This window comes from Acetobacter tropicalis, from assembly GCF_030644465.1.
In the GTDB taxonomy this organism is placed as follows: domain Bacteria; phylum Pseudomonadota; class Alphaproteobacteria; order Acetobacterales; family Acetobacteraceae; genus Acetobacter; species Acetobacter tropicalis.
This window is the reverse complement of the sequence record NZ_JAUYUW010000001.1, coordinates 3,517,215-3,532,665: the sequence shown is the minus strand read 5'-3', so window position 1 is coordinate 3,532,665 and position 15,451 is coordinate 3,517,215. Positions and strand designations below refer to the sequence as shown.

Annotated in this window: 14 protein-coding genes and 1 pseudogene; 4 read left to right on the top strand and 11 right to left on the bottom strand. The window is 52.2% G+C overall.

Annotated features, from left to right (window positions below; translation table 11 throughout):
- Positions 1–73 precede the first annotated feature (73 nt).
- A pseudogene (locus tag QWU00_RS16895) lies at positions 74–280 on the top strand (LysR family transcriptional regulator); the annotation flags it as partial.
- Positions 281–295: 15 nt separating this feature from the next.
- Positions 296–1,048 carry a LysR substrate-binding domain-containing protein gene (locus tag QWU00_RS15855; protein ID WP_238706765.1) on the top strand — a complete coding sequence of 251 codons (753 nt, stop codon included), beginning with the start codon at positions 296–298 and terminating at the stop codon, positions 1,046–1,048.
- On the opposite strand, the gene QWU00_RS15850 is transcribed toward QWU00_RS15855, so the two are convergent.
- Genes QWU00_RS15850 through QWU00_RS15830 form a run of 5 tightly spaced genes read right to left on the bottom strand, consistent with a single transcriptional unit; the run spans position 1,045 to position 5,673 of the window.
- A complete protein-coding gene (locus QWU00_RS15850) occupies positions 1,045–2,466 on the bottom strand; it encodes a nucleobase:cation symporter-2 family protein (RefSeq protein ID WP_035379671.1) in 1,422 nt (473 codons plus the stop codon). The two genes, QWU00_RS15855 and QWU00_RS15850, sit on opposite strands and share 4 nt — an antisense overlap.
- A 3-nt stretch (positions 2,467–2,469) precedes the next feature.
- Positions 2,470–2,802 carry a hydroxyisourate hydrolase gene (uraH, locus tag QWU00_RS15845; protein ID WP_035379673.1) on the bottom strand — a complete coding sequence of 111 codons (333 nt, stop codon included), beginning with the start codon at positions 2,800–2,802 and terminating at the stop codon, positions 2,470–2,472.
- Positions 2,799–3,314, bottom strand: coding sequence for a 2-oxo-4-hydroxy-4-carboxy-5-ureidoimidazoline decarboxylase (gene uraD, locus QWU00_RS15840; RefSeq protein WP_035379675.1), 516 nt, complete (start codon positions 3,312–3,314; stop codon positions 2,799–2,801). Before uraD ends, uraH begins: the two co-directional genes overlap by 4 nt.
- Positions 3,311–4,204, bottom strand: a complete 894-nt coding sequence (puuE, locus tag QWU00_RS15835) for an allantoinase PuuE (RefSeq protein WP_035379677.1) — start codon at positions 4,202–4,204, stop codon at positions 3,311–3,313. The genes uraD and puuE overlap by 4 nt, the downstream gene beginning before the upstream one ends.
- Positions 4,205–4,224: 20 nt before the next feature.
- A complete protein-coding gene (locus tag QWU00_RS15830) occupies positions 4,225–5,673 on the bottom strand; it encodes an NAD(P)-binding domain-containing protein (RefSeq protein ID WP_035379678.1) in 1,449 nt (482 codons plus the stop codon).
- Between the two features lie 252 nt (positions 5,674–5,925).
- Here QWU00_RS15830 and QWU00_RS15825 point away from each other — a divergent pair, with 252 nt between their 5' ends.
- Positions 5,926–6,828 carry a LysR family transcriptional regulator gene (locus tag QWU00_RS15825; RefSeq protein WP_035379680.1) on the top strand — a complete coding sequence of 301 codons (903 nt, stop codon included), beginning with the start codon at positions 5,926–5,928 and terminating at the stop codon, positions 6,826–6,828.
- A 58-nt stretch (positions 6,829–6,886) separates the two neighbouring features.
- On the opposite strand, the gene QWU00_RS15820 is transcribed toward QWU00_RS15825, so the two are convergent.
- The 6 genes from QWU00_RS15820 to QWU00_RS15795 all read right to left on the bottom strand — a co-directional run bounded on the left by QWU00_RS15820 (position 6,887) and on the right by QWU00_RS15795 (position 14,154).
- Positions 6,887–8,491, bottom strand: a complete 1,605-nt coding sequence (locus QWU00_RS15820; protein WP_035379682.1) for a gamma-glutamyltransferase family protein — start codon at positions 8,489–8,491, stop codon at positions 6,887–6,889.
- A 5-nt stretch (positions 8,492–8,496) separates the two neighbouring features.
- Entirely contained in the window at positions 8,497–9,846 is a 1,350-nt protein-coding gene (locus QWU00_RS15815) for an AtzE family amidohydrolase (RefSeq protein ID WP_035379685.1), read from the bottom strand.
- A 2-nt stretch (positions 9,847–9,848) separates the two neighbouring features.
- Positions 9,849–10,034, bottom strand: coding sequence for an AtzG-like protein (locus tag QWU00_RS15810; RefSeq protein WP_035379687.1), 186 nt, complete (start codon positions 10,032–10,034; stop codon positions 9,849–9,851).
- A gap of 40 nt (positions 10,035–10,074) precedes the next feature.
- Positions 10,075–11,301 (bottom strand): pyridoxal-phosphate-dependent aminotransferase family protein, encoded by a 1,227-nt coding sequence (locus QWU00_RS15805; protein WP_035379690.1) that lies wholly within the window; start codon positions 11,299–11,301, stop codon positions 10,075–10,077.
- On the bottom strand, positions 11,301–12,608 hold the full coding sequence (locus QWU00_RS15800) for an allantoate amidohydrolase (protein ID WP_052051301.1): 1,308 nt from the start codon (positions 12,606–12,608) through the stop codon (positions 11,301–11,303). The genes QWU00_RS15805 and QWU00_RS15800 overlap by 1 nt, the downstream gene beginning before the upstream one ends.
- 193 nt (positions 12,609–12,801) lie before the next feature.
- Entirely contained in the window at positions 12,802–14,154 is a 1,353-nt protein-coding gene (locus QWU00_RS15795; RefSeq protein WP_035379692.1) for an NCS2 family permease, read from the bottom strand.
- Between the two features lie 142 nt (positions 14,155–14,296).
- Here QWU00_RS15795 and QWU00_RS15790 point away from each other — a divergent pair.
- Positions 14,297–15,384, top strand: a protein-coding gene (locus QWU00_RS15790; protein ID WP_150395605.1) for an IS3 family transposase whose coding sequence is annotated in 2 segments (ribosomal slippage) — positions 14,297–14,558 and positions 14,558–15,384 — 1,089 coding nt in all. Because the reading frame shifts where the segments join, the coding sequence is not laid out codon by codon here.
- Positions 15,385–15,451: the final 67 nt, after the last annotated feature.

Genomic DNA, 15,451 nt, shown 5'->3' with positions numbered 1-15,451 from the left:
ACAGAAAGAATACGACGCGCCGTTGCGTTTTTGTCGACACATGCCTTAGGAAGAAAGCTCTCAGGATAGAGGCATGAACCCTATGCGAAACTCAGGTCGCGTTTTTACTCTTTCCCGCTTTGCCATCTATTTTGAAATGGTTGCACAGGCAGGGTCAATTCGGCAGGCAGCCAATGTTCTGAATGTCTCTCCATCTGCGGTTAACCGTCAGATTTTGGCGGTGGAACAGGAAATGGGTACCCTCCTGTTTCACCGCCACAGCACCGGCTTAAGCCTGACAAGTGCAGGAGAACTGTTGCTTGCGACCATCCGTGGTGGAAAGCGAGATTTTGAAGCTTTTCAGACACGCCTTAGCGCTCTATCTGGACTGCATGGAGGGCTGGTAACAATGGCGGTTGTGGAAGCTGTCAGTGACCGGTTTATACCCGATATCTTATCAGAGATTAGCAAAGATTATCCGCGCGTAGAGTTTTCCGTCAAAACTATGGATTTCAAATCCATATGGCAGAGCGTCTCTCGTAACGAAGTAGACTTTGGAATCTCTCTTCTCGACTCAGAAAAGTCATCACGTCGCGTTCGTGTGGTTTCAACCCTCCAGGCACCGATCGGGTTTGTTGTGCGACCAGATCATCCATTGGCTGCTTGGAAGGAAACCAGACTAACTCACGTTCTGGGAAGCCGCCTTATTGTTCCTGATGCAACGCTGGCGGTGGGGGCAGCTATCCGGGAGGGTCTGCTTACACAGAATGTTGAGATAAAACCTGCGTTTTCATGTAATCGCATTGTTAGCATCAAGGCGTTGGTAAGGAGCGGCCTTGGCGTTGCCTTGCTGACACAGGCGGATGTGATTGATGAGGAGAAATCAGGAGAACTCTGTTTTGTCAGGATTACGCAAAGTGATATAAAACCTCTTTGCTTTGCGCTCACCCACAATACGCAACGGCAACTTTCAGCCGCCGCGCATGCAACTCTTGATTTGATTAGCAGAAATTTTCATGCGCTCTCCATGGCAGATGCTGCCTCATCTCATCCAGACACAATGCCTTAATAGTCTTTGTGCGTATAGGAGGCGAACTCAGCCTCTGCCGTGATGTGTGTTTCATGTGTTTCCAGGACAGAGGTTTGAATTTTCTCTGCCTTGAAGTGATTGAAAATCAAATGAAGCACCATGGCTGACATTGAACCAAGCGTAATGCCGCTTCCAAACACGATTTGCGCCCAATGTGGAAAATTGTCTGCAATATGAGGTTGTGCTGTGGCCAGCATTCCCAAGCCAACACTTGTGCCCACAATGATCATGTTGTTCTGGTTGTCAAAATCAACTTGTGTCAGGGTTTGAATACCCACAACGGCCACTGTTGCAAACATGGACAAGGCTGCTCCACCTAGAACAGGCAGAGGAACACAGGCCATGATAGCAGCCAGTTTGGGAATACAGCCCAACACGATCATGATCAGAGCCGCTGCGGCAACCACCCATCTGCTCTTGATCTGCGTGAGACGTACCAGCCCTACGTTTTCAGCAAAACAGGTGTAGGGAAAAGAATTGAGAATTCCGCCTATAGTTGTGGCTAGCCCGTCAGCACGAATGGCGCGAGCAATATCTTTTTCTGAGATAGGGCGTTTGACAATAGCCCCTGTTGCGAACACATCGCCTGTGGTTTCCAGCATTGAAATGATCATGACAATGATCATGGAAAAAATTGGCACAATGTGGAAACTGGGCAGACCAAAGTAGAAGGGCCGAGCAATGGTGAGCAAAGGAGCCGCAGAAACATCCTGAAACTGCGCATCTCCCAGCATCCACGCAACCAATGTTCCGCAGATAAGCCCGAGCAGAATAGCGATGGTCCCAATAAAGCCGCGGAAAAATTTCTGAATTCCAAGAATACAGAATAGCGTTCCTAATCCATAGGCCACGTTCCGCAATTGAACTGGGTCTTGCATTGTGGTGGTGCCACGTCCAGCCACAATATCATTGGCGGCAACAGGCAGGAGTGCCAGACCGATGATCAGAATAACAGACCCCGTTACAACAGGTGGGAAAAAACGAATCAATCTGGAAAAATGGGGGGCCAGAAAGTAGGAAAAAATTCCCGCGACAATAACAGAGCCAAAAATCTGTTGAAGTCCGGCAATGCCGCCCCCAGCTGCGGTGCCAATTGCAATCATCGGCATGACGGCAACAAAAGTTACCCCCTGTAGCAGCGGTAATCGTACCCCTATATTTCCAATCCCCACGGCCTGTAAAAGAGAAGCGATCCCGCAGGTGAAGAGATCTGCCTCAATCAGATGCTCGAGCGTTTCATGCGATAACCCTAGAGCACCTGCCACCAGAATGGGGACAATAACAGCCGCGGCATAAAATGTCAGAACATGTTGAAAGCCGTACACGCCAAGCTGCCACACAGGCAGGATTTCATCTACCGGATGTATTGCTTTTGAAGGGGTTCTGACAGAGCTCACAGATTAACTCCCTCGATAAGTAGAATAGCTGTAGGGAGCGGCCAGCAAAGGCACATGAGCATGCCCTTCTTCGCTCAAGCCAAACGCAACAGGCACTCTATCCAGAAAAGGTGGATCGGCCAGTTGTTGCCCTTGAGAACGAAAATAGTCGCCTATATCGAATTCAAGGAGATAGAGGCCCTTTGTAAGAGGCAGCGAGCGTAATTCAGGGCAGCGCCCGTCCTGATCTGTTTTGCCTGAAAACAACACCTTTCCCGAAGAGAGAAGGCGGAATACGACCCCGGATGCTGGACGGCCAGAAACTGTATCCAGCACGTGTGTGGAAAGTGAACTCATCCTTGCACCTTATCCCGCAACCGTAATGAAGCGATAGTATCGATTTGTGCCAAGGCTTCAGTCAGTTCATCTTGTGTTGAGCTCTTCAGGCGACGGTTCATTGCTTCAAGGATTACCGTTTTAGGAGCTTTCCCCGCTTTGCGGACGCAGATGACAAACGGCATGTCAAACTTGGCCCGATAGGCGGTATTCAGGGTTTGAAAACGTTCATATTCTTCTGGTGTCAGCTTGTCCAAACCAGCACCGCCCTGTTCGTGAGCAGACTCTTCGCTTAAGGCCGGGTCAATTCCGGCCCGATGTCCAAGCTCGGGGTGTGCGCATACAAGCGTATGTTTTGCGTTTTGGTCAGCTTGTTTGATAATCCGTGAGAATACTGCTTCCATCGCTGAAAGACTGGAGAAAGGACGTTCTTTTTCAGCCTTCTCTGCAATCCAGGGGGAATGCTCATAAATGTCACCAAACTCTGAAACAAAGGCTGGCGGTGTAAGGGCATTCACGTCATCAAGTGTCATGCCGGATAAACCTTCTGCCAATGCTGTGCAATCTCCAACCGGGTAGCAACCCACACGTCAGCATGTGCTTTTACATGCTCAAGAAAACGGGCCACGGCCAATGCCCGTGCCGGCTTTCCGGCTAGGCGGCAATGGAGACCGATAGACATCATGCGCCCACCTTCTCGGTAAAGCATGTCGAAATTATCACGCATGTAGTGAAAGAACTGTTCGCCCTCGGTAAAACCGTTCAGGGCAGCAAATTTCATGTCATTCACATCCAGCGTATACGGCACAATCAATTGAGGGCGGCCATATTGGCGATTGTAATACGGCAGATCATCCGCGTAGGAATCTGCGTCATAAACAAATCCGCCTTCCTCTACGATCAAACGGGCCGTATTGGGGCTGGTTCGCCCCTGATACCAACCTAAGGGGCGCTCACCCGTTACTTCTGTATGTAACGCAATGGCTTCACGGATATGGGCGCGTTCAATTTCTTCCGGAATATCTTGGTAGTCGATCCAACGAAGCCCGTGTGATGCAATTTCCCACTCACTCCGCTTCATGGCGGCAACGGCTTCAGGGTTGCGCGCCAGAGCCTTCGCAACTCCAAAAACAGTGGGACGAAATCCTACTTTTTCAAAAAGCCTATGCAGCCGCCAGAACCCGGCCCGGCTACCATATTCATACAAGCTTTCCATCTGCATGCAGCGGGCACCGATAATCGGCTTCGTGCCGACCATTTCAGAAAGGAAAGCTTCAGACCCTTTGTCACCGTGCAGGATGCAGTTTTCCGCACCTTCTTCATAATTGACAACGAACTGAACGGCGATACGTGCCCCTCCGGGCCATTTGGGGTCTGGAGGAGTTGGCCCGTAGCCAATCATATCACGGGGATAAGGGAGCATGGCTTGTCTTGTTCCTGGCATTATTCAGCGGCAACTGGTGGGTCCAGACTGATCAATTCATCTGTATTATAATCCAGAAGGCTCTGAAGCTGCTTGTCTCCGTCCGTCAGGAACAGATCACGACCAATGCCTTGGGTTAGGCGTTCCACCCCAAACCGCATGCCGCTAATAGATGCGCCAGACAGACCCATACTTGGCATGGCCCCGAATGTGAAATTGTGAATGGCCCCCATCATCGGCGTAAGGGGATCGGCTTTATCACGAGGAAGAAACTGAAAATGTTTCCCGAGATAAGGGTGGCTGCCAAGAAGAGTATTGTCTTCTCCCTGTGGTGCTTCAAATGTGTCTCGCCACAGTTGTATCTTCTCGGCAATGAGGCGCAGTTCTGGTCTGCGGGTCAGATCAATAACAAAACCCGTGCCAATAATCAGGAAGTCAAACGTTATTTCCCCTTGTGGTGTGGTTACAATAACCTCGTCACCTTTTTCTTTGACTGAAAGCCATGGCGTGCCGGTGTGAAAGGCAAAATTTTCATGTTTGCGGCAGCGCCAGAAGGTATCCTGCGGCGGCGGTTGATTGAGATCATAAATCTTCCGCATGAAGCGCCAGCGTGTCAGATCTGGCAGATCAGCAAAGTAACTCAGGAACCCCGCGTTCTCCATCCACCGATACGGGTTGACAGTCGGGATTTTTTGCCGCCGCAGGCAAAGATCAACGCTGGCAGCGCCATTTTCCAGAGCCGTAGCTGCATTATCAAAAGCAGAGGCGCCAGCCCCAAGCACGCCAATGCGCTTGCCGCTCAGGGCGGCGAAATCAATGGTCTGGCAAGTGTGTGCATATCGGCGTGATGAGATTTTTTTGGAAATGAAATCAGGCACATGCCATGCGCCACCGCCTTCAATGCCGGTCGCAAGCACAACCTTACGAGCCCATTGATGGGACAATTGACCGTCACTGTGTTCAAAAACAAGCCGCAGCAGGCCGTCTTCCCAGCCCATATCGACCAGCTTGTGGTCATTTTTTACGGGTAGTTCCAGCGTGTCTCTTACCCAGTCAAGATAGCCCTGCCAGTCCTGACGGGAGATTTTATCGAGATTTTGCCAAGCGCTCGCCCCATAGCGCGCTTCGTACCATGATTGCGGTGTCAGGCTGGGGATGCCCAGGTCCGGTCCAGTTACGTGTTTGGGGGTCCGTAGAGTGAGCATACGAGCAAACGTAACCCAAGGCCCCTCTTCTCCTCGCTCAGCCTTATCATAAATCATGGTGTTGGGAATGCCCCGACGGCGTAGCCCAAAGGCTGTTGCAAGGCCTCCCTGTCCGCCCCCAATAATGGCGACATCCAGCACCTTTTCCCCATTGCGTTTGATCTCTGGGCACCAGTTACCGGTCGCGTAGCTGATTTTTGCCAGATCAGCACGCACCCGCTGGGCAAGTTCCTGCAAGGCAAGAGAGGGAGAAACCTGATTCATAATGGAGCCCTAATTAGAAAGCGGCACGATAGGGAAACAAAAGCGAAAAGAAGACAGAGCCCTGTTTCAGAAAAACACTCTAGGATGGCGATGCCTCCATGGTCATGTTTTTCTGGCAAAAGACATCCATCGTTATCCTCTGAACTGACACCAACGCAGCCCTGTTAAACTGAGAGAATAATTTCATATTCCTCCCGTTCTTGTATATGATTTAAATCAGTCTAATCTGTTCGCAAAATGAGAGCATCTATCATGCCGGTCTTTTCGCGCTTTCTGCGGTATTTTATGGCAGTGGCACAGCAGGGGTCTATCCGCAAAGCATCGGATGAACTGCATATTGCGGCTTCGGCGATAGACCGGCAGATTCTTCAGGGAGAGAAAACGCTGGGAACGCTTCTGTTCGAGCGTCTTCCCACTGGTTTGCGGTTAACAACCGCGGGTGAACTGTTGCTGACGTCCTGCCGTCGATGGACCCGGGATATGGCCGCCCTGACAACCCAGATCGACAACCTGAAAGGCTTGCGGCAGGGGTCCGCTGATATTGTGATCCCTGATGCCCTGACCAAAGGGTTCATTCCGGCAGTTCTTGGAAAACTGAGAGAAACCCACCCCGGTATTACAGTCAATATTCACGTCCGGACCAGTAGGGACATGGGGGAGATACTGGTGAACGGAGAGGCCGATTTTGCTCTCATGTTTAATCCCGGTCACATGCGGGAATTGTTTGTGCGGGCGCACAAAGAAGTGCCCCTTGGGTTTATTACTCTGCCTGATCACCCCGTGGCAGCTATGAAGGAGGCATATTTCAGTCTTTGCGCTGAATATCCTGTCGTCGTCCCATCTGCTCCGTTGGCATTGTGGCGTCCTCTGGAGCTTCTGGAAGCTGAAACGGGCATGAGAATTCAGGCCATTGCCCGTGCGGATAATATTCAGATGATCAAGTCACTGGTCAGCGAAGGAGTGGGAATAGGTATTCTAAGCTATCTCGACGCATATGACGAAATCCAGAAAGGCCAGCTCTCTTTTGTCCCACTGCGCAATAAAAAGCTTTCTCCCATCACGCTGGCACTCTGTGTTGATCGTTCGCGTCAACTCTCCATGGCGGCCCGCCTGATTATTTCTGAAGTGGAGCATTTTTTTGTCGAGCGCTTTTAAAAAAGTGGCTTAACGCGGTTCCTTCAAAGCATTCAACGCTCAGAGTTTCAGGCCGTAATTACCAGGCTGCAACCACCCCATCACTTCTAGGGTCTGTCGCGCCTTCCAGAACACCATTTGCATGGCGAACCAGAGCGCCCGCATGTCCCATCAAGGAGGTGAACGGGGCCATACGTTCAATGGCGTGTCCAGCCGCCCCCAACTGAGCAATAACGGCCGGGTCAAACCGGTCTTCATATTTTAGCGTGACGCTCTCATCCCCCCATGTGCGGCCAAGTAGCCAGCGGGGCGCTGTTATGGCTTCCTGCAAACCGATATCATATCGCGCATAACGGCTGAAAAGTGCTGCCTGCGTTTGTGGCTGCCCTTCTCCCCCCATGGTTCCGTACACCATTGTCCGTCCATCCGTGAAGCGTGCGGCAGCCGGATTGAGTGTGTGGAAAGGTTTACGTCCGGGCTTTAGGGCATTCCATCCGTCTTCCGCCAGACGAAAACTGGCGCCTCTATTCTGCCAGACAATACCTGTCTGGGGGAGAACAACACCGGAGCCAAATTCAAAATAGGTGCTCTGGATCATGCTGACAGCCACACCATTTCCGTCAATGGCTCCCATCCATACCGTATCTCCGGCTTGTGAGGGATAAGGCCACGGGGCAGCTCTCAGAGGATCAATGGCCGAAGCCATTCGCGTCAGTTCGGCAGGGTCGTTCAGGAAGTCTTGCGCCTCCACACTCATGAAGGCAGGGTCTCCTACATGCGTATCCCGATATCGAAACGCCTGCTTTGTGGCCTCCACCAAACCATGAATATGCTCAAAGCTATCAGGCTGATCCGCTTTCAACTTGTCAAATAGCGCCAGAATAAGAAGGGAGGCGATGCCCTGTGTAGGAGGGGCCATATTGTACAGCGTAGCGCCCTTGATCTGCACTGACAACGGTGGCCTGATAGAGGTTTTATGGGAGGCCAGATCCATCATGGAAAGTGGGCTGCCTGCCCGCGTCAGATCTTGAGCAATATCACGGGCGAGTGCGCCAGTGTAAAAGCTCCCTGTTCCTTCCTGAGCGATACGCTTTAATGTCTCTGCCAAGGCGGGATTTTTGAGAATGTCGTTCTTCTGGAGCGGCTGCCCCTGTGGTTCAAACACCTCAGCATAGCCATAGATGTCTTTCAGTTCAGCAGATTTGGCAGCTGCTACGCCTGCCCCACCTTCCGTGACAGGCACTCCCTGTTCAGCATACCAGATTGCGTCTTCCAGCAGCCGCTCTAAAGGAAGACCGTTTTTTGCACTACATGCCGCATCTTGCGCAAGCTGTAAGGCCGTCCCCCAGCCTCCAACAGTTCCTGCAACTGTATTGGCGGCAAGCCCTCCGCGCCATGGCACGTTCTGGTAACCGGCGTTCCTGTATAATGCCAGATCGGCTTTTGCCGCGGCTGCCCCACAGGCATCTATGGTTTCCACTCGCCCATCAGGCCAACAGATCAGCCAGAAGGCATCCCCTCCAATAGCGGTCATGTGCGGATAAACGACGGCCAAAGCGGCGGCAGTGGCCACCACCGCTTCTATAGCAGACCCGCCCTCTTTTAAAATATCCAACCCGGCTTGGCTGGCCAAATGATGCGGGGATGTTACCATTCCTCGCAAGGAGCGCGGTGTGTGCAACATCAGGCTTAATTCCCAGCCGTTACAGGAGGGAAGCCTAGCAGGCCTTTTCGTTCTAGCATTTCAGCAAATGCTAGAAGAATACTTTCTTTTCCTGGCGCTGCAATAAATTGAACGCCTAGCGGTAGAGCCGAGTTGTCTGTGTTCTGTGGAGCCAGAGGAGCGGAAAGAACCGGCATACCCGCCAAACTCAAGGGTTGGGTGAAGAGCCCAAGGTTAGCGCGAGCGGAAACGGCCTTTCCGCCCACCATAATGGTCGGTTGATCTAAGCGGGGCGCGGGGCCAACCGTTGCAGGTGCCACAAGAATATCCACCTTTTTGAAAGTCTGGTGCATAATATCCCGGAACCAGTTTCGCACGCGCTGCGCCTGAATAACCGCCGCTGACGGAAGCAATGCGCCCGCCATCAATCGGTCTCGTGTTGCAGGGTCGTACGCCATGGGGGTAGTCTTCAGGCGTCCCAAGTGCAGATTGCCACCTTCTGCAGCCGTAATAACAAAAGACGCAGCCCGCGCACGTGCAACCTCTGGCAACGTAACCGTTTTTGTGTGTAGGCAGGCACTTCCAATAGCCCTAATACCCGCTTTTACCCCTTCACTCAGATCCTGAGCAAACCAGCCATCCAGTATTCCCACGGAGAGTTGCGAGGTATCCTCCTCATAAGCGAGGGAATGGCCAATAAGCACTTCGCTGACGGAACGGATATCGGCAACATTTTGTGCGAACGGACCAATAACATCCAGGCTACTTGCAAAGGGATAAACCCCCGCCAACGGAAGAAGTCCTTGTGTTGGCCTTAACCCCCATACACCGCACAGCGATGCAGGAACACGGATGGAACCGTTGGTATCTGACCCTAAGGTGAAAGGAAGAAGATTAGCGGCTACCGCTGCTGCTGAGCCACCAGAAGAGCCCCCTGCCAGTCTTTGCGTGTCATGTGGGTTACGGGTTGTTCCATAATGAGCATTCTCTGTTGCGAACCCATATGCAAATTCATCCATATTGAGAGATGCGACAGGAATGGCTCCAGCTGCACATAGACGCTGCACAACCTCGGCATCGCGTCTGGCTGGTGGGGTGTCATTCAGAACGACTGAACCCGCAGTGGTAACATGGCCTTCCAGATCGAACAGATCTTTCACGCCAAATGGCACTCCCGCCAACGGCCCTACAGACTCTCTTTTGGCGATCCGCGCATCTACCTTTCTGGCTGCGTCCAACGCACGAGATTCGAGAATTCGGGTGACGGAATTGTAGGCTCCATCTCGTTCTTTCAGGCGCTGTAGGGTTTCTGCGCAATGCTGAAATGCTGAAACTCTACCGCTCTGAATGCTTTGTGCTAGGGAGGAAATGGACATGCTTATGGCCGATACTCATAGGCAGGAGGGCAGGTATCAGGCAAAGTCATGCCACAAATCAGATTAACATAACCACGCAATAACTGCGTATTGGCTGCAACACCGGCTACACAGTCAGCAGGAATAGTCAGATCAATCTGGCGCGCGAGCACCTGCAGATCGTTTGCAATGTGGTCCTGTTCGCTCAATCTGCCCTCCTATCGCAAGATACTGATATAAAAATGACCTTCAGGAATATTCTGCAAGGGCAGCATCTACCCCAGCGCCCCTCTGAGCTTTATGCCCTTCAGCAGCGAGGCAGACTTCAAGAGCGGCAAGTGTCAGTAAGACCTTATGCTTGACGGCATTGTAGCCCATTGCGCCAATCCGCCAGATTTTCCCAGCCAAAGGCCCAAATGCTGTGCCGATTTCAATTCCAAAATCGTCCCGCATCCGCATCCGCACATTTTCGCCATGAACCCCTTCCGGGATCCAGATGCCGGTCACGTTGGTCATCCGATAGCTATCGTTTCCGAACACGTTCAGATCCAGCGCGCGGGCTCCGGCAACCATGGCGGTGCTGGCGGCTGTATGGCGGGCAAAACGCGGTTCCAACCCTTCTTCCAGCATAATCCGTGCCGCTTCCCGCGCGCCATAAAGCATGGTTGTTGCTTCGGTATGGTGGTTCAGACGTTTTTCAGACCAGTAATCCATTACCATGGCGAGATCAAAATAGTTAGAGACAATGCGCGGTCGGTTCCCATCCAGTGCATCTGCGCCTCGGATGCCAGCTTCTACGTGCTTGCGCGCCATAATATGCTCTGCGGCCCGATCGGAAATTGTGATGGGAGCAGATCCGGGAGGTCCTCCCATGCATTTCTGCAGGCCGCCAGAAACCACATCAATGCCCCATGCATCGGTCTCTACCGCCATGCCCCCAAGCGTGGCGGTAGCATCTGCGTAAGATATTACACCATATTTGCGGCAAAGCTCCCCTACCCCGGCCAGAGGCTGAGCCATGGTGGTAGAGGTGTCTCCATGGATGCAGGCAAAAACCTGCGGTTTATGCTCGATTAACGCGTTTTCAATTTGCTCCAGTGTAGCAACTTCACCCCAGGGCAGATCCAATGTGCAGATTTCAGCCCCGATGCGCTGTGCAATTTCTGAAAGCAGAAGGCCAAAACGGCCGGCACGTACAATCAGTAGTTTGGCCCCCGGCTCTACCAAGGAAACAAGAGCAGCCTCAATCCCTGCTCGTGCAGTGCCATCAACCAGAAAAGTCCAGCGGTTTTCTGTCATGAAAACCTGTCGATACAGCTCCATGGTTTCATTCATGTAGGCTGTCATTTCCGGGTCAAACTGCCCCAGCATGTCAGCAGCCATAGCCCGGAGCACACGCGGGTGTGCGTTAACAGGCCCAGGCCCCATTAATAGCCGCTGGGGCGGATCAATCTGACCAAACAGATTCTGTGCCATTACGCCATTTTCTCCTGTCGTGCAGAGCATGAGTCTGCATAGCTTTCAATAAAATTAATCATGACCTGAAAGGCACTTTCCACATCGGCTGCCGTCACGGCTTCGGCAGGATTGTGGCTGATGCCTTTTTCACACCGCACAAACAACATGCATACGGGAGCCAGCGCAGCCATCACCATGGCGTCATGCCCAGCACCGCTGACCAGTTTGCGTGCCGAACCCCCAGTTACCTTCTCTATTGCCTCACTTAGCGCCTCAGTTAGTGCGGGATCGCATGGAGTTGCGGGTAAATCCTGCTGCAATTCCATGCTGAGTTCGACATGTCGTTTTTTTGCAATGTCATTTAAGGCAACTCGGATGGTGTCTGCTGCCTCGTTTCTGATACTCTCCGTGCCCGAGCGAATATCCAGCGTGAAAACAACATCTCCAGGAACAACGTTTGGGACGCCGGGAGTAACGTCCAGGCGTCCCACAGTGGCGACAAGATCACCTGCTTTTTGCAGGGCAATGGCCTCAATCGCCAACATGGATTCTGCCGCTGCCGCCAGCGCATCTTGCCGCAAATGCATTGGCATTGTGCCTGCGTGTCCGGCAAAACCATGGATGCTGATCAGAAAGCGATATTGTGCAGCAATGGCCGTTACAGCCCCTACTGCACGGTTTTCAGATTCCAGAACCGGTCCCTGCTCAATGTGGGCTTCAAAATAGGCCAGCACATCTTTTTTGTTGCGGGCCGCTTTCGGGAACTCTTCAAGAAGAAATCCTTCTGCTCCCAGAGCCTCTTGCAAAGTTATCCCGGTGGCATCTCTCAGGATATCGGGGGGCGTTGGAATAAGTCCGGCTACAGCGCGAGAAGTCAGCATGGATACCGGAAAGCGTGACCCTTCTTCATCTCCAAACCCGATAACTTCCACAGCAAAAGGGAGGCGCTTTTTGTGTGCGGAAAGGTAGTCTACAGCTTCAATGCCAAGCATCACGCCCAGCGGGCCATCATAACGGCCTGCATTCCGAACACTATCAAGATGGGAGCCGATAAGAAGCGCGGGGGCGCCCGGTAGGCTGCCTTCATATCGTCCAACAAGGTTGCCTGCCGCGTCCTGTCTGGTGGTCATGCCCGCTTCTTTCATCCAGACAGAGACACACTGTACGGTTTCCCGATAAGCGTTACTTAAATACGGGCGGAAGAGCCCACCTTCCTCTTCGGAATAAGGGGCTATGCCGAGCGTGTCACACCGTTTGACTGCTCGGGCCCCACCATATTGAGCCACACCTACAGGCGTGGAGAAAGGTGTTTCGCGAGATGTCATACAGTCACAACTCCGGCTATTCATGTAGCTTGTTACGGCACGCGTACAATCTTGCATACAAGCAAGAAGGGTTGCAACCCTTCTCCCCTGCATAAAAAAGAGACTCATGAATTGCTGAATTTATAGCGGGAAAATCTCCGGGCAGGCCGCTGAAGGAGACGCAGGCGCTTCCTCTCACCTGCGTCGTTTTTTTTCAGCCCATTCCTGACGAAAGAACAAGGTAAGTTACAAACACAGCATCCAACACCAGCAACATGATGGTTATGTCTTGCCAGCGTTTGGTCGCCAGAGCCAAAAATGTGAACAACAAAAGCCCGAGAGCCAGGCTGACCATGAAATCTCCCGTCATGACGGTAATCAGCACCATCAGGAGCGGTATAATCTGTTCTCGTGCAGAGAGAGTTTTCAGATCAGTCAAGCCGCTGAGCATCCCTAGCCCCACCAGTATCAGAATAGGAGCCGTTGCAACGGCAGGCACGGATGTGATCAGTGGCCAGAACAGGGAGGAGAGCGCAAAAAGAAGTGCAACCGTTATACCTACCAGCCCAGTTTTTCCGCCTTCTTCCACCCCTACAAGAGATTCCAGATAGGCTGACACGGTAGATGTTCCAAGGGCTGAACCGACAATGCTCGCTGTGGCATCGGCAGCAAAAGCATCTCGTCCCAACAGAGGCTGCCCTTCTTTGTCTTTGAGGCCGGACCTTTGAATAACCGCCATCATCGTTCCGGTCGCGTCAAAAAAATCGCCAAGAAAAAAATATAAGGTTACGGGCAGAACAAGAAAAAAATGAGAGAAAAACCCTTTGAAATCATAAGGGAAAAGCATGTGAACAGGATAATGCGGCCAGTCCATCCAGTGCGTTGGCAGTTGAGTAACCTTCCCTGAGCCATGCGGCACAAAACATCCGATAAGGGTAACAACTGCAATCACAATCAGCATGGCTGCCGGAACGCGGGACCAGCGTAGAAATGCCGCGAGAAACAGTCCGGCAATGCCCAGAATAACGGCAGGATCAGCCAAATGACCGAAAGCCAGCCCATCGTTTCCTTTGATGGCCAGCCCGCCAGTTACCATTCCGATATGTGCAATGAATGCGCCAATGGCAAAATGGATACCTAGACGAACCGGAACAGGAAACGCCTTGACTATTCTCTGCCGCCATTGCGTCAAGGAAAGTGTTAAGAACGCCAACCCGCCCAGCAGCACCATGGTAAACGCAACCGCAGGAGGCACCCCCATACGAATGACTACAACTTGAGCAAAAATAACATTGCTGCTCATGGCAGGAGCCAAGGCAATCGGCAGGTTGGCCCATAAAGCCATGATAAGGGAACCTATAACTGCCGAGGCAATTGTCGTCATAACCATATCATGCCGGTCCAGACCTGCAGCGGAGAGAATGTCCGGATTAACAGCCATAATATAAGCCATGGCCCCGAAGGTGGTTACCCCCGCCAGCACCTCTTTCCAGAAACTGGAACCACGAGCAGATATCTGAAAGTAGCGATCACAATACCGACCCAAAAATGTGGAAAATACGCTCATTCTCTCCTCGCGGCTCCAGATGATATTTGCTTATAGTCATCATGAAGCACCACGCCAAACAGTTCGTTTACTGGTAATCCCCCCATAAAAAGAGTGGCTTTTGAATGAGAATTTTCTCAGCGTAAGAATTGAGGAGATTCTGATGAAGAGTGATCGCTTTACTGACGCCCAGATCATGGGTGTGATCCGCCAGGCTGAGGGCGGTGTCCCGGTTCCTGACCTGTGCCGGGAGCATGGGATTAGCAACGCCACGTTTTACCGGTGGCGCGCGAAATATGGCGGCATGGATGCTTCGATGATCAGTCAGATGAAGGCTCTGGAAGAGGAGAACCGTCGGCTGAAGCGCATGTATGCGGATCTGAGCATGCAGACGGATATCCTGAAGGAAGCCCTTGGAAAAAAATGAAGCGGCCAGCCCAGCGCCGGGAACTGGCCGCACAAGCTGTGGCGCATCATAGGGTCAGCATTGCGCTGGCCTGTCGGATTTTTGGGATATCCGAGACCTGCTTTCGCTATCGTCCGCGACTGGCAGCGGAGAACGACAGGATTGCCGATCTTCTTGTGGGACTGACCCAGGCTCACAGGAGATGGGGATTTGGTCTGTGTTTCCTGTATCTGCGCAATGTGCAGGGACATGTCTGGAATCATAAGCGGGTTTATCGGATCTATCGGGAACAGGAACTCAACCTGCGGATTAAACCCCGCAGGCGTCTGGTTCGCGAAAAGCCTGAAAAGCTGTCGGTTCCGGCCCTTCCCAACAGGGTCTGGTCCATGGATTTTATGGCGGACAGGCTGATGGATGGACGTGCTTTTCGGCTCCTGAACATTCTGGATGACTTCAATCGTGAAGGACTGGCGATCGAGGTTGATTTTTCCCTGCCAGCCTGTCGGGTTGTCCGCTGTCTGGAACAGGTTATGGAGTGGCGTGGCAGGCCAGAAGCCATCCGAATGGATAATGGCCCTGAATATGTCAGTCATACGTTGGTTTCATGGGCCGAAAAACAGGGGATTACCCTGATCTATACGCAACCGGGTAATCCGCAGCAGAACGCCTATATTGAACGCTACAACAGAACTGTCCGGCAGGAATGGCTGGAGCAGTATTTGTTTGAAAGCATTCAGGACGTGCAGGAGGTCGCAACACAATGGCTCTGGACATATAATCATGACAGACCCAACATGGGGAACAGCGGGCTAACCCCCGCCCAGAAACTAAAAACAGCTGCCTGAATTCTCATTCAACGCCCCACTAAAAATGGGGGGATTACCTACTGAAACAACCGAGCGTGTTTTGCCC

Excerpts from the sequence above, each read along its gene's own strand:
- QWU00_RS15800 (WP_052051301.1), bottom strand. The coding sequence starts at position 12,608 with ATGACATCTCGCGAAACACCTTTCTCCACGCCTGTAGGTGTGGCTCAA.
- QWU00_RS15795 (WP_035379692.1), bottom strand. The coding sequence starts at position 14,154 with ATGAGCGTATTTTCCACATTTTTGGGTCGGTATTGTGATCGCTACTTT.
- QWU00_RS15830 (WP_035379678.1), bottom strand. The coding sequence starts at position 5,673 with ATGAATCAGGTTTCTCCCTCTCTTGCCTTGCAGGAACTTGCCCAGCGG.
- QWU00_RS15805 (WP_035379690.1), bottom strand. The coding sequence starts at position 11,301 with ATGGCACAGAATCTGTTTGGTCAGATTGATCCGCCCCAGCGGCTATTA.
- puuE (WP_035379677.1), bottom strand. The coding sequence starts at position 4,204 with ATGCTCCCTTATCCCCGTGATATGATTGGCTACGGGCCAACTCCTCCA.
- uraD (WP_035379675.1), bottom strand. The coding sequence starts at position 3,314 with ATGACACTTGATGACGTGAATGCCCTTACACCGCCAGCCTTTGTTTCA.
- QWU00_RS15815 (WP_035379685.1), bottom strand. The coding sequence starts at position 9,846 with ATGTCCATTTCCTCCCTAGCACAAAGCATTCAGAGCGGTAGAGTTTCA.
- QWU00_RS15820 (WP_035379682.1), bottom strand. The coding sequence starts at position 8,491 with ATGTTGCACACACCGCGCTCCTTGCGAGGAATGGTAACATCCCCGCAT.
- QWU00_RS15825 (WP_035379680.1), top strand. The coding sequence starts at position 5,926 with ATGCCGGTCTTTTCGCGCTTTCTGCGGTATTTTATGGCAGTGGCACAG.
- uraH (WP_035379673.1), bottom strand. The coding sequence starts at position 2,802 with ATGAGTTCACTTTCCACACACGTGCTGGATACAGTTTCTGGCCGTCCA.